Genomic DNA, 13,049 nt, shown 5'->3' on the forward strand with positions numbered 1-13,049 from the left:
CGGCACGGCCGCCGGCGTGCTCCCGGATGCCGGGCCGGAGCCGGTCAGCGCCCAGCCGGCCAGCGCTGCCGCGCCCAGGACCCCGACCGCGGCCGCCGCGGCCGGCCGCACCCGCCCGCGCCGCACCGGTGCCGGCCGCCCGGCGTCGTCCTGGACCATGGGTACTCCCTCCCGGCCGGACCGATCATCGGCCCGCGTCGCGCGGGAGCCTAACGCCCGCCCGGGCGGTGTGCGGCGGTGGGCCGGGGCGGTCAGGTGGCGGTGTAGGTGAGCGGGTGGCGGCGCAGGAAGCGCAGGCCCTGCCGGAGGTAGCCGCGCGGGTCGGGCGACAGCTGGACGGCCCAGGGGGGCCTGGACTCGCCGCGCAGCTGGGCGTAGCAGGCCAGCGCGTACCCGTACGCCTGCTGCGGCAGGTAGCCGAGCCGGCGGCTGCTGATCCGGTCGCCCTCGACGGTCCGGGTGAAGGCCGCGTTGGCGTTGAAGACGCCGTAGCCGAAGAAGACGGTCAGCAGGTCGGTCAGCGGTTCGCCGTCGGCGCGGTCGGGGTCGATCCGGCGCTCGGCGAGCAGCCGGACGTGGCCGAGCTCGTGCGCGATGGTGGCGACCAGCGCCGGGGGCCGGGCGGCCAGCGCCTGGTCGACGGCCAGCACCGGGACCCCGCGCTCGATCCGGAAGTGGCCGGCCGCCCCGCTGGAGCGTTCGGTCAGGCCGAGCACCGCGCCGAGCCGGTCCGCCCCCGGGTCGTACGGCTCCACCTCGACCCGCAGGCCGTCCGGGTCCACCTCGAAGTCGCCGCAGAGCCGGGCCACCAGGGCGCCGATCTGCTGCGGCGAGCCGTCGAACGGCCCGGGGAAGTGCTCGGCGGTCGGCAGCACCGGTGGCCGCAGCAGCACCCGCGGCCCGAACTCGGCCAGCAGCCAGGCCAGCGACTCCTCGATCCAGCGCTGCTCCACGGGCCCCACCGGGCACCTCGCCCCACCGAACATCCGTCGCTCCCCCGTCCGGACGGGCGGCCGGGCGCCGCCCGTCCCGACGGTAGCGCGGGTCAGTGGGCGGCCGCCTCCCAGTTCGGGCCGACGCCGACCGAGACATCCAGCGGCGCGCGCAGCGGGTACGCGCCCGCCATCTGGGCCCGGACCAGCGCCTCGACCTGCTCGCGCTCGCCGGGGGCCAGCTCCAGCACGATCTCGTCGTGCACCTGGAGCAGCATCCGGGAGGCCAGGCCGGCCTTGGTGAGCTCCTCGTCGACCCGCAGCATGGCGAGCTTGACGATGTCGGCGGCCGATCCCTGGATCGGGGCGTTCAGCGCCATCCGCTCGGCCATCTCGCGGCGCTGGCGGTTGTCGCTGGTGAGGTCCGGCAGGTAGCGGCGGCGGCCGAGCAGGGTCTCGGTGTAGCCGACCGCGCGGGCCTCCTCCACCACCCGGTGCAGGTACTCCCGCACGCCGCCGAAGCGCAGGAAGTAGGTGTCCATCAGGCCCTGGGCCTCGGCCGGCTTGATCCCGAGCTGCTGGGAGAGCCCGTACGCGGACAGGCCGTAGGCGAGGCCGTAGGACATCGCCTTGATCTTGCGGCGCATCTCGGCGTCGACCGCCTCCGGGGCGACCTCGAAGACCTGCGAGGCGACGGTGGTGTGCAGGTCCTCGCCGCTCTCGAAGGCCTCGATCAGCGCCGCGTCCTCGGACAGGTGGGCCATGATGCGCAGTTCGATCTGCGAGTAGTCGGCGGTGAGCAGCGCCTCGTACCCCTGGCCGACCACGAAGGCGCGGCGGATCGCCCGGCCCTCCTCGGTGCGGACCGGGATGTTCTGCAGGTTCGGGTCCTGCGAGGAGAGCCGGCCGGTGGCGGCGACCATCTGGTTGAAGGTGGTGTGGATGCGGCCCTGCGGCGAGACCGTCTTGAGCAGGCCCTCGACGGTGGTGCGCAGCTTGGCCTGGTCGCGGTGGCGCAGCAGGATGACCGGCAGCTCGTTGGTGGTCTGGCCGGCCAGCCAGAGCAGCGCGTCGGCGTCGGTGGTGTAACCGGTCTTGATCTTCTTGGTCTTGGGCAGCGCCAGCTCGCCGAACAGGATCTCCTGGAGCTGCTTGGGCGAGCCCAGGTTGAAGGGGTGGCCGGCGGCGGCGTGCGCCTCCTCGACGCAGCGCTGGATCTCAGTGGCGAACTGCGCCTCCAGGCCGGTGAGCCACTCCCGGTCGGCGGCGATGCCGTACCGCTCCATCCGGGCCAGCAGGGCGGCGATCGGCAGCTCCATGTCGTGGAACAGCTCGACCGCGCCGACCTCGGCGAGCCTGGTCTCGAACAGCGCGGCCAGGTCGAGGATCGCGCGGGCCTGCACCATCAGGGCCTGGGCGGCGGCGGTGTCGTCCTCCTCCTCGGCGTCGAAGGAGAGCTGGCCGCTCTCCACGGCCGCGGCGGGGGCGAGCGAGCGGGCCAGGTACTCCTCGGCCAGCACGTCGAGGGTGAAGGTGCGCCGGCCGGGCTTCTCCAGGTAGGCGGCGAGCGCGGTGTCGGCGGTGACGCCGGCGATCTGCCAGCCCTGCTCGGCGAAGGCCCGCATCACGTGCTTGGCGATGTGCAGGGCCTTGGGGCGGGACGGGTCGGCGAGCCAGGCGGTGAAGGCCTGGTCGTCGGTCTCGGCGAGCTGCGCGGGGTCGAACCAGGCGGCGGTGTCGCCGGCGGCGAGCGCGATCTCCTGGACGCGGCCGGAGCCGAGCGCCCAGCTGTAGACGGCGGCGACCGCGACCAGGCCCTTGCCGTGCTGGTCGAGCCAGCCGGCCAGGGCGCCGGGCTCGGTGAGCAGCTCGCCGTCGACGGCCGGGCCGGGGGCGGCCTCGGTGGCGGCCTCGGTCTCGGTGCCGGCCGGGTCGATGCCCTGGACCCGCTCGCGGAAGTTGGGGTTGCGGAACTCCAGGCTCTCCATGAGCCGGCCGACCGCCTCCTTGTCGAACGGCTCGCGGCCGAGGTCGGCCACGCCGAGCGGCAGTTCGACGTCGCGGACCAGCTCGGTGAGCACGCGGTTGCGCTTGACCGAGTCGAGGTGCTCGCGGAGCTTCTCGCCGATCTTGCCCTTGACCTCGTCGGCCCGCTCGACCAGCTGCTCGAAGGAGCCGAACTGGTTGACCCACTTCGCGGCGGTCTTCTCGCCGACGCCGGGGATGCCGGGCAGGTTGTCGGACGGGTCGCCGCGCAGGGCGGCCAGGTCCGGGTACTGGGCGGGGGTGACGCCGTACTTCTCGGCGACCTTCTCGGGGGTGTAGCGGGTGAGCTCGGAGACGCCCTTGGTGGGGTAGAGCACCGTGGTGCGGTCCGTGACCAGCTGGAGCGAGTCGCGGTCGCCGGTGACGATGAGGACCTCGAAGCCCTCGGCCTCGGCGGCGGTGACCAGGGTGGCGATCACGTCGTCGGCCTCGAAGCCCTCGACCGACAGCCGCCGGATGCTCATCGCGTCCAGCAGCTCGTGGATCAGGCCGATCTGGCTGCGGAACTCGTCCGGCGTCTTGGCGCGGTTGGCCTTGTAGTCGGGGAACTCCGCGGAGCGGAAGGTCTGCCGGGAGACGTCGAAGGCGACCGCGAGGTGGGTGGGCCGCTCGTCCCGGACGGTGTTGGCCAGCATCGAGGCGAAGCCGTAGACGGCGTTGGTCGGCTGCCCGGTGGTGGTGTTGAAGTTCTCCACGGGCAGGGCGTAGAAGGCCCGGTAGGCCATCGAATGCCCGTCGAGCAGCATCAGCCGGGGCCGGCTCCCCGCACCCTCGCCCGCGCCCTTGCCTGCACTCTGCGTAGCCACGTCCACGTCCGTCCTGCCGGTTCCACTGCCAGCTACAGATCCTATGGCCCGGCGCCGACATCGGACGCGAGGACGCAGGCCACCGCGGTCCGGCCGGCCGGCGGCGCGGTCGTACGATCGCAGTGTCCGCACCACCACGCGATCACCCCACAGCGGCAGGAGCGCCATGACCGACGAGGCCCCCGTACTCAACGTGCCCCAGGACGTGCTCGACCACTTCGCCAAGCTGGGCGTCGACCCGGCGACCTTCTCCGGCGGCCTGCTCGGCGACAAGCTCGGCATCAAGGTGCTGGAGGCCTCGCCGGACCGGGTGGTGGGCACCATGCCGGTGGAGGGCAACCAGCAGCCGTACGGGCTGCTGCACGGCGGTGCGTCGGCCGCGCTGGCGGAGACGCTGGGCTCGATCGGGGCGATGCTGCACGCCGGTCCCGGCCGGTACGCGGTCGGTGTGGACCTGAACGCCACTCACCACCGATCGGCCACCTCGGGCCTGGTCACCGGGGTGGCCACCGCCGTCTTCAAGGGGCGCACGGCCGCCACCTTCGAGATCTCGGTGACCGACGACACCGGCCGCCGGATCACCAGCTGCCGGCTGACCTGCATGCTCCGGGACCTCTGAGGCTCCCCCACCGCCCCCTCGTTCGAACGCCGGTTTGGTCCCCGTCCCACCGGGGCAGGCCATGTCGGGACGAGGGGGCGGTGGCATGTCCGGGACACGGCGCGGGCGCGGCGAGGAGCCGGCCGGCCCGCACGGCTCCCTCGGCCCGGTCGAGCCCGCCGACGGCACCTCGGCACCCGCCGAACACCCGCCCCGGCCGCCCCGCACCCCCCGCCTGACCCGCCGTCACCGCTACGCAGCGGCAGCACTGTTGCTCACCGCGGCCGCCCTCGTCACCGCCCACCAGGCCGCCGCGCCGCACGGCGCGAACAGACCCGAGCGGGCGGCCAACTCGCCACCCCCGTACCCGGCGCAGATCACGTACTTCCGGTACGCCGGCGTCGGATCACCGGCCGCCGGACCGGGTGAGCCGTTCGTCCTGCTGCTGACCGTCGAGGACCAAGGGCCCGGACCGGTCGACCTGCTGGCCCTGCGCCAGGGCTACCGGGGCCTGACGGCCGAACTCCTGGGTGCCGTACCGCTGCGGATCGAGCCGGGCGCCGCGGCCCGGCTGGAGGTGCGCTTCCTGGTGACCGACTGCGCCGCGGCTCCGCCCGACGCGGGGATGCCCGTGCTGGATGTAACGCTGCGTAACACACGCGCAATCCAGACGGCGAGTCAGATCCTCGGGGACGGGTACCCAGGAGATCTGTCGCGAAACCTCCATATCGCCTGTCCTGATTCCGATATCCGGACGCGAGTGCCCGTTCCACCCTCCCCGAACACCGCCGTCCGATAGCCGGACATTCCTTGGATGAGCAGGGAATCCGGCGGGACAGCTTTCCACAGGACGAGACGCAATCCGCTATCCGGAGCGCGGAAAGGGCCGTTGGCTCAGCATGTGAGATTTTCGGCAGGGGTGCTGATAACAACAGAATCACAGGTTGACCGGACCTCTGCCCGAGCCGCCGAACCCGTTCTAGAGTCACGGCCAGTCACCGCGCCAACCGATTGGGCCTGGCCCAGCGCGCGACGTGGCCGGCCGCCGTCTCGGGCGCCGCGCCTTCCTGATCCAGAAGGGAACCCTCGTGCGTAAGAGTTCACTGCTTGTCGTGAGCATTGCCGTCACCGGAGCTCTCACCCTCTCCGCCTGCGGCTCGCGCGGTGAGAAGAAGGCCGGCGACGACGCCGCCGGCGGCACCGTCGTCACCATCGGCGTCGACGCGCCGCTGACCGGCCCGCTCTCCGCCCTCGGCCTCGGCATCCAGCACTCCGTCGAGCTCGCGGCCAAGGTCGCCAACGACACCAAGGAAGTTCCGGGCGTCACCTTCAAGGTCAAGGCCCTGGACGACAAGAAGTCGCCGCAGGAAGGCCAGCAGAACGCCACCGCCCTGGTCGCCGACAAGAGCGTCCTCGGCGTGGTCGGCCCGCTGAACTCCGGCGTGGCCCAGTCCATGCAGCAGGTCTTCGAGGCCGCCAACCTGGCCGAGATCTCGCCCGCCAACACCAGCCCCGCGCTGACCCAGGGCGACAAGTACGAGACCGAGAAGAAGCGCCAGTTCAAGAGCTACTTCCGGACCGCCACCACCGACGCCATCCAGGGCCCCTTCGCCGCTCAGTACGCCTACAACGACCTGAGCAAGAAGAAGGCCTACCTGATCGACGACAAGAAGACCTACGGCGTCGGCCTGGTCGGCGCCTTCCAGAAGGAGTTCACCAAGCTCGGCGGTGCGATCGCGGGCAGCGACCACATCGACGAGAACAACCTGGACTTCTCCGCCGTCGTCACCAAGGCCAAGGCCGCCGGCGCCGACATCATCTACTACGGCGGCGAGTACCCGCAGTCCGGCCCGCTCACCGACCAGCTCAAGAAGGCCGGCGTCACCGTCCCGGTCATGGGCGGCGACGGCATGTACGACCCCGAGTACATCAACAAGGCCAACAAGAACGCCGAGGGCGACCTCGCCACCTCGGTCGGCGCCCCGGTCGAGTCCCTGGACTCCGCCAAGAAGTTCGTCGCCGACTACACCGCGGCCAAGTACGCGGACCCGTACGCCGCCTACGGCGGCTACTCCTACGACGCCGCCTGGGCCCTCATCCAGGGCGTCAAGGCCGTCGCCTCCGCCAACGGCGGCAAGGTGCCGGACGGCTCCCGCGCCAAGGTCGTCGAGGCCCTCAGCAAGGTCAGCTTCGACGGCGTGACCGGCAAGGTCGCCTTCGACGAGTACGGCGACGCCGTCAACAAGCAGCTGACCGTCTACGTCGTGAAGAACGGCGCCTGGACCGTCGCCAAGTCCGGCACCTACTCCGGCTGACCCCGCCGCGCCGCCCCTGCGGCGCAGCACCCGGGCGGACCGGCGGCGGACCGGCCACCACCCGGCAGCACAGCACCACCGCGGTACGGCACCACACCACGAACCACCAGCCGGGGGGCGCTGCGAACCAGCGCCCCCCGCAGTACATCCGTGTACGCCACCCGGTTCGAGCCGACCCCCACACCGAACCCACCCAACCGAATCCCCTCGGAGGCCCAGCGGTGCACGAACTGCCGCAGCAGCTGGCCAACGGCCTGATCCTCGGCGCCCTTTACGGGTTGATCGCGATCGGCTACACAATGGTCTACGGCATTGTCCAGCTCATCAACTTCGCCCACGGCGAGATCTTCATGACAGGTGGGTTCGGCGCCCTCACCACCTATCTCATCCTTCCGTCCGGCACCAGCCTCTGGCTGGCGCTGCCCCTGATGCTCCTCGGCGGCATCCTCGTCGCCGTGCTCATCGCCGTCGCCGCCGAACGCTTCGCCTACCGGCCGCTGCGCGGAGCACCCAAGCTGGCCCCCCTGATCACCGCGATCGGCCTGTCCATCGCGCTGCAGCAGGTCGTCGAGCAGTTCTACCCCGGCGCCAAGTCCGGCCGCAGCTTCCCGCAACTCCCCGGCGGCCCCTACGTCTTCGGCCCGGTCACCCTGCAGCCCGCCGACTTCTACCTCTTCATCGCCGCCCCGCTGTGCATGGGCGCCCTCGCCGCCTTCGTCGGCAAGACCCGCACCGGCCGCGGCATGCAGGCCACCGCGCAGGACCCCGACACCGCCAAGCTGATGGGCATCAACACCGACCGCATCATCGTGATCGCGTTCGCCCTCGGTGCCGCCTTCGCCGCCGTCGCCTCCATCGGCTGGGGCCTGCGCTACGGCCAGGTCGCCCCCACCATGGGCTTCCTCGCCGGCCTCAAGGCCTTCACCGCCGCCGTCCTCGGCGGCATCGGCAACATCTACGGCGCGATGCTCGGCGGGCTCGTCCTCGGTGTCGCCGAGGCCATGGCCACCGCCTACATCCAGGACATCCCCGGCATGCACCAGCTCGGCGGCGGCTCCTGGGCCAACGTGTGGGCCTTCGTGCTGCTCATCGTCGTCCTCCTCGTGAGACCACAGGGTCTACTCGGGGAACGCGTCGCGGACCGGGCCTGAGGAAGCGGGAGACCACACCATGAGCACCACTACGCGCAGTGCCATCCCGATGCCCCCCGCGGCCGCCAAGGCCCTGGTCGCCGTCGGCGGCGTGGCCACCGCCGCCAGCACCCTCGTCCACTGGACCTGGACCTCCGAGTTCCCCGGCGACCTCACCGTCGACGGCTACCCCGGCGGCCTGCAGATCCTCACCCTGGTCGGCGGCCTGCTCACCGCGCTCTTCGCGCTCCCGCTCTACCGCGTCAAGGGCACCCGCTGGCTCAGCCCGGCCGGCCCCGAAGCCGCCGCGCTGGTCCTCGCCGCGGGCGCCTTCGCCACCACCTGGTTCACCCTGATCGCCATCAGCTACGAGCTCGGCGGCATCGCCAACCTCGAACCCGGCGGCTACCTGGCCGGCCTCGCCGCGCTGCTCCCGCTGCTCGGCGCCCTCGGCCTGCCCCGGGAGGCCACCGCCGAATCCTGGCAGGCCACCGGCAACCCGCTCGCCGCACTGCGCTACGCGGTCAGCAAGCTCGTCGGCACCCGCCCCGACCTGCGCCCCGCCGCCCCGCTCAACCGCTGGGTCGAGACGCTGATCATCATCGCGGCGGCCGCCATCGGCCTCACCGTCTTCACCTACGGCATCACCACCGAGTACGGCGAGCTGTTCATCGGCTTCCTCATCCTCGCCGCCTTCGGTGCCTGGGCCCTGCTGCGCGGCGGCCTGATCGCCCAGCTCACCGCGATCAACGCCCGCCACCGCGGCACCACCACGGCCGCCGCGTTCGCCGCCGCCGCCGCGTTCCCGTTCACCCAGAGCGACGACCACTTCGCGAGCGTCGGCGTCAACATCCTGATCTTCGCCACCGTCGCCCTCGGCCTCAACGTCGTCGTCGGCCTGGCCGGCCTGCTCGACCTCGGCTACGTCGCCTTCCTCGGCGTCGGCGCCTACGCCGCCGCCCTGGTCTCCGGCTCCAGCTCCTCCCCGGTCGGCCTGCACTTCCCGTTCTGGGGCGCCGCCCTCACCGGCATGGCCGCCGCCCTGGTCTTCGGCGTCGTCATCGGCGCCCCCACCCTGCGGCTGCGCGGCGACTACCTCGCCATCGTCACCCTCGGCTTCGGAGAGATCTTCCGCATCGCCGTCAACAGCCTCGACGGCATCTCCGGCCCCAAGGTCACCAACGGCCCCAACGGCATCCGCAACATCCCCGACCTCGACATCCTCGGATTCAACTTCGGGGCGGAGCACAGCTTCGGCTCCTTCACCCTCGGCCGGTTCGCCAACTACTTCCTGCTGATGCTGCTCGTCACCGCCATCGTCGTGGTCATCTTCAGCCGGGCCAACGACTCCCGGATCGGCCGCGCCTGGGTCGCCATCCGCGAGGACGAGACCGCCGCCCAGGCGATGGGCATCAACGGCTTCAAGCTCAAGCTCCTCGCCTTCGCCCTCGGCGCCGCCCTCGCCGGCCTCGCCGGCACCGTGATGGCCCACGTCAGCTACAGCGTCGTCCCCGACCCCTACCAGTTCGCCGGACCCGTCCCGCCCAACAGCGCCTTCCTGGTCGCCGCCGTCGTCCTCGGCGGCATGGGCACCATCAGCGGTCCCCTGCTCGGCGCCACCCTGCTCTACCTGATCCCCGAGAAGCTGGTCTTCCTGAAGAACTACCAGCTGCTCGTCTTCGGCATCGCCCTCGTCCTGCTGATGCGCGTACGGCCCGAAGGCCTCATCGCCAACCGCCGCGCCCAGCTGGAGTTCCACGAGGACGCCGCCGACGCGGAGCCGCCGGTCACCGACGAACCCGTACTCACCAAGGCAGGGGCGTGACCCGCACCATGACCACCAGCACCGTCCCCGCCCCCCGCCCGGCCGACGCGCCGGACACCGTGCCGATCCTCGAAGCCACCGGCGTCATCATGCGCTTCGGCGGCCTCACCGCGGTCAACAACGTCGACCTCACCGTCAACAGCGGCGAGATCGTCGGCCTGATCGGCCCCAACGGCGCCGGCAAGACCACCTTCTTCAACTGCCTCACCGGCCTGTACGTCCCCACCGAGGGCACCGTCCGGTACAAGGGCACCGTCCTGCCGCCCAAGCCCCACCTGGTCACCCAGGCCGGCATCGCGCGCACCTTCCAGAACATCCGGCTGTTCGCCAACATGACCGTCCTGGAGAACGTCCTGGTCGGCCGGCACACCCGCACCAAGGAAGGCCTCTTCTCCGCCATCCTGCGCGGCCCCGGCTACCGCCGCGCCGAGGCCGAGAGCCGCGAGAAGGCCATGGAACTCCTCGAGTTCTGCGGCCTCGCCCACAAGGCCGAGCACCTCGCCCGCAACCTCCCCTACGGCGAGCAGCGCAAGCTCGAGATCGCCCGCGCCCTCGCCAGCGACCCCGGCCTGCTGCTCCTCGACGAGCCCACCGCCGGCATGAACCCGCAGGAGACCCGCGCCGCCGAGGAACTGGTCTTCGCCATCCGCGACAAGGGCATCGCGATCCTCGTCATCGAGCACGACATGCGGTTCATCTTCAACCTCTGCGACCGCACCGCCGTACTGGTCCAGGGCCAGAAGATCGTCGAGGGCGACCGCGAGACCGTCCAGAGCGACGAGCGGGTCATCACCGCCTACCTCGGTGCGCCCCTCGAAGGCGCCACCGACGCCGCCGCGGCCACCGAGGCCCCGGCGGCAAGCACGGACACCAGCACGGAGGCAGACCAGTGACCGCGCTCCTTGAGGTCGAGGACCTCCGCGTCTCCTACGGCAAGATCGAAGCCGTCAAGGGCATCAGCTTCACCGTCAACCAGGGCGAGGTCACCACCCTGATCGGCACCAACGGCGCCGGCAAGACCACCACCCTGCGCACCCTCTCCGGCCTGCTGCGCCCCACCGCGGGCAAGGTCACCTTCGAGGGCCGGCCGCTCACCACGGTGCCCGCGCACAAGATCGTCTCGCTCGGGCTGGCGCACTCCCCCGAGGGCCGGCACATCTTCCCGCGGATGAGCATCGAGGAGAACCTGCTCCTCGGTGCCTTCCTCCGCAAGGACACCCCCGGGATCACCGAGGACGTCGAGCGCGCCTACACGCTCTTCCCGATCCTCGGCGAGCGCCGCAAGCAGGCCGCCGGCACCCTGTCCGGCGGCGAGCAGCAGATGCTCGCCATGGGACGCGCCCTGATGTCCCGCCCCAAGCTGCTGATGCTGGACGAGCCCTCGATGGGCCTGTCCCCGCTGATGATGCAGAAGATCATGGCGACCATCGTCGAGCTCAAGGCCGCCGGGACCACCATCCTGCTGGTCGAGCAGAACGCCCAGGCCGCGCTCTCGCTCTCCGACCAGGGCTACGTCATGGAGACCGGCCGCATCGTGCTCACCGGCACCGGCGCCGACCTGCTCCACGACGAGTCGGTCCGCAAGGCCTACCTCGGCGAGGACTGAGCACCCCGCCACCCGAACGCGCGAGTGCCCCGCCGGCCAGCCCGGCGGGGCACTCGCGCGTGACGTCCGTGACGACCGGTCAGGCCTCGCTCTCGGCCTTCTTGCGGTCCTGCGCGTCACCCTCCTCGATCACGGCCTCGGCCACCGCCGCCATGGTCATCCGGCGGTCCATCGAGGTCTTCTGGATCCACCGGAACGCGGCCGGCTCGTTCAGCCCGAACTTGGTCTGCAGCACGCTCTTCGCCCGGTCCACCAGCTTCCGGGTCTCCAGCCGCTGGGTGAGATCGGCGATCTCCTCCTCCAGCGTCCGCATCTCGGTGTAGCGGGACACCGCCATCTCGATCGCCGGCACCAGGTCGCTCTTGCTGAACGGCTTCACGATGTACGCCATCGCGCCGGCGTCCCGCGCCCGGTCGACCAGCTCGCGCTGGGAGAACGCGGTGAGCATCAGGACCGGGGCCAGGTGCGCCTCGTGGATCTGCTCGGCCGCGGAGAGGCCGTCCAGGACGGGCATCTTCACGTCCAGGATCGCCAGGTCCGGCTTGAGCTCCTCGACCAGCCGCACCGCGGTGGCGCCGTCACCCGCCTCACCGACGACGGTGTACCCCTCCTCCTCCAGCATCTCCTTCAGGTCGAGGCGGATCAGCGCCTCGTCCTCGGCGATGACAATACGGGTGATCTGGGGCAGATCGGTCTCAAGCGGCTCGGGCTGCTCGTCGGCGGTGCTCACGGGGCTCCTCGTTCCGGCGGGGTGCTGCATGCACGAGCCTACCTAGACACGGTATGTTTGAGACCCACAGGGTCAGGGGCAACCTTCGATTCTGCGAATGCCCCGGTAGCCCAGCGGCGAGAGGCACGGTGCTCAAACCACCGACAGCGTGGGTTCGAATCCCACCCGGGGCACCTCACCTTCGAATCGAAGGTTTCGCTACCGTTGGAGATCTTCATCACTTCAGGTGAAGCTCTCCGCGATCCCGGTATTCGGGACAGCTGATCGCGGACTCTCGGCCGCATGTACGACATGGCCACCCGCGAGCGGGCGCTCGCACTGCACCGCTCCGGCCTGACCCTCAGCCAGGTGAACCGGGCCACCGGCATCTCGCGTCACGCGCTGCGGCAGTGGACGATCCGCGCCGCCCCCAGCCCCGGGAGGAGCGCCGAGTGCCCGGCGCGCACGCCCGCCGCCCTGCCGCCGGCGCCGTACGCCTACCTGCTCGGCCTCTACCTCGGTGACGGCTGCCTCAGCGAAGGCCGACGGGGTGTGTACGCCCTGCGGATCGCCTGCGCCAAGGCCTGGCCGGGGCTGATCGAGGAGTGCGAACGGACGATCACCGCCGTCCTGCCGGCCAACCGCACCTGCCGGGCCGACGCCCAGGGGTGCGTCCAGGTGGTCAGCACCAGCAAGCACTGGCCCTGCCTCCTCCCGCAGCACGGCCCCGGGAAGAAGCACGAGCGGCCGATCGTCCTCGCCGCCTGGCAGCAGGAGATCGTGGACGCCCATCCGTGGCCGCTGCTGCGCGGGCTGCTGCACTCCGACGGGTGCCGGATCACCAATTGGGCGACCAGGACGGTCGGCGGTGTGGTGCGTCGCCATGAGTATCCGCGGTACTTCTTCACCAACACCTCGGCCGACATCGTGCGGCTGTTCACCGGCACCCTGGACGCCCTCGGCGTCGAGTGGAAGGCCTCCCGGCGGCCGAGCGGGGCGGTCAACATCTCGATCGCCCGGCGGGCCGCCGTGGCGTTGCTGGACGAGCACGTGGGGGCCAAGTGGTGACGGCGCGGCCCTCC

Annotated in this window: 11 protein-coding genes and 1 tRNA gene; 9 read left to right on the forward strand and 3 right to left on the reverse strand. The window is 71.4% G+C overall.

Going from position 1 to position 13,049, the window contains the following annotated elements:
- Nucleotides 1–251: 251 nt before the first annotated feature.
- On the reverse strand, nt 252–962 hold the full coding sequence (locus ABT014_RS02515; protein WP_350636118.1) for a hypothetical protein: 711 nt from the start codon (nt 960–962) through the stop codon (nt 252–254).
- An 83-nt stretch (nt 963–1,045) separates the two neighbouring features.
- Nucleotides 1,046–3,724 (reverse strand): DNA polymerase I, encoded by a 2,679-nt coding sequence (polA, locus tag ABT014_RS02520; RefSeq protein ID WP_350636887.1) that lies wholly within the window; start codon nt 3,722–3,724, stop codon nt 1,046–1,048.
- Between the two features lie 226 nt (nt 3,725–3,950).
- Here polA and ABT014_RS02525 point away from each other — a divergent pair, with 226 nt between their 5' ends.
- From ABT014_RS02525 to ABT014_RS02555, 7 genes are all read left to right on the forward strand, one after another.
- Complete coding sequence (locus tag ABT014_RS02525; protein ID WP_350636121.1) at nt 3,951–4,403, forward strand: PaaI family thioesterase; 453 nt, start codon at nt 3,951–3,953, stop codon at nt 4,401–4,403.
- An 85-nt stretch (nt 4,404–4,488) separates the two neighbouring features.
- On the forward strand, nt 4,489–5,181 hold the full coding sequence (locus tag ABT014_RS02530; protein WP_350636124.1) for a Tat pathway signal sequence domain protein: 693 nt from the start codon (nt 4,489–4,491) through the stop codon (nt 5,179–5,181).
- A gap of 289 nt (nt 5,182–5,470) precedes the next feature.
- A complete protein-coding gene (locus ABT014_RS02535; protein ID WP_350636127.1) occupies nt 5,471–6,697 on the forward strand; it encodes a branched-chain amino acid ABC transporter substrate-binding protein in 1,227 nt (408 codons plus the stop codon).
- A 221-nt stretch (nt 6,698–6,918) separates the two neighbouring features.
- Nucleotides 6,919–7,848 carry a branched-chain amino acid ABC transporter permease gene (locus ABT014_RS02540; protein WP_350636130.1) on the forward strand — a complete coding sequence of 310 codons (930 nt, stop codon included), beginning with the start codon at nt 6,919–6,921 and terminating at the stop codon, nt 7,846–7,848.
- Between the two features lie 19 nt (nt 7,849–7,867).
- The gene (locus tag ABT014_RS02545; protein WP_350636133.1) at nt 7,868–9,652 is read left to right on the forward strand and encodes a branched-chain amino acid ABC transporter permease; all 1,785 of its coding nucleotides are present in this window, start codon (nt 7,868–7,870) and stop codon (nt 9,650–9,652) included.
- A gap of 8 nt (nt 9,653–9,660) precedes the next feature.
- Entirely contained in the window at nt 9,661–10,545 is an 885-nt protein-coding gene (locus tag ABT014_RS02550) for an ABC transporter ATP-binding protein (protein ID WP_350636889.1), read from the forward strand.
- Nucleotides 10,542–11,258: an ABC transporter ATP-binding protein gene (locus ABT014_RS02555; protein WP_350636136.1), complete on the forward strand. Its 717-nt coding sequence runs from the start codon at nt 10,542–10,544 to the stop codon at nt 11,256–11,258. The genes ABT014_RS02550 and ABT014_RS02555 overlap by 4 nt, the downstream gene beginning before the upstream one ends.
- A 79-nt stretch (nt 11,259–11,337) precedes the next feature.
- Here the strand turns inward: ABT014_RS02555 and ABT014_RS02560 are convergent, their stop codons facing one another.
- Nucleotides 11,338–11,988, reverse strand: a complete 651-nt coding sequence (locus ABT014_RS02560; protein ID WP_350636139.1) for an ANTAR domain-containing response regulator — start codon at nt 11,986–11,988, stop codon at nt 11,338–11,340.
- Nucleotides 11,989–12,087: 99 nt separating this feature from the next.
- On the opposite strand from ABT014_RS02560, the gene ABT014_RS02565 reads away from it, so the two are divergent.
- Nucleotides 12,088–12,161 (forward strand) — tRNA-Leu (locus tag ABT014_RS02565).
- Nucleotides 12,162–12,270: 109 nt separating this feature from the next.
- Nucleotides 12,271–13,035 carry a transcriptional regulator gene (locus ABT014_RS02570; protein ID WP_350636142.1) on the forward strand — a complete coding sequence of 255 codons (765 nt, stop codon included), beginning with the start codon at nt 12,271–12,273 and terminating at the stop codon, nt 13,033–13,035.
- The last annotated feature ends 14 nt before the right edge of the window (nt 13,036–13,049 follow it).

This window comes from Kitasatospora sp. NPDC094015 (assembly GCF_040304075.1).
GTDB lineage: Bacteria > Actinomycetota > Actinomycetes > Streptomycetales > Streptomycetaceae > Kitasatospora.

Bases quoted from the DNA above. Each gene is read 5' to 3' on its own strand.
- polA (WP_350636887.1), bottom strand. From the start codon at position 3,724: ATGCTGCTCGACGGGCATTCGATGGCCTACCGGGCCTTCTACGCCCTG.
- ABT014_RS02525 (WP_350636121.1), top strand. From the start codon at position 3,951: ATGACCGACGAGGCCCCCGTACTCAACGTGCCCCAGGACGTGCTCGAC.
- ABT014_RS02530 (WP_350636124.1), top strand. From the start codon at position 4,489: ATGTCCGGGACACGGCGCGGGCGCGGCGAGGAGCCGGCCGGCCCGCAC.
- ABT014_RS02545 (WP_350636133.1), top strand. From the start codon at position 7,868: ATGAGCACCACTACGCGCAGTGCCATCCCGATGCCCCCCGCGGCCGCC.
- ABT014_RS02550 (WP_350636889.1), top strand. From the start codon at position 9,661: ATGACCACCAGCACCGTCCCCGCCCCCCGCCCGGCCGACGCGCCGGAC.
- ABT014_RS02570 (WP_350636142.1), top strand. From the start codon at position 12,271: ATGTACGACATGGCCACCCGCGAGCGGGCGCTCGCACTGCACCGCTCC.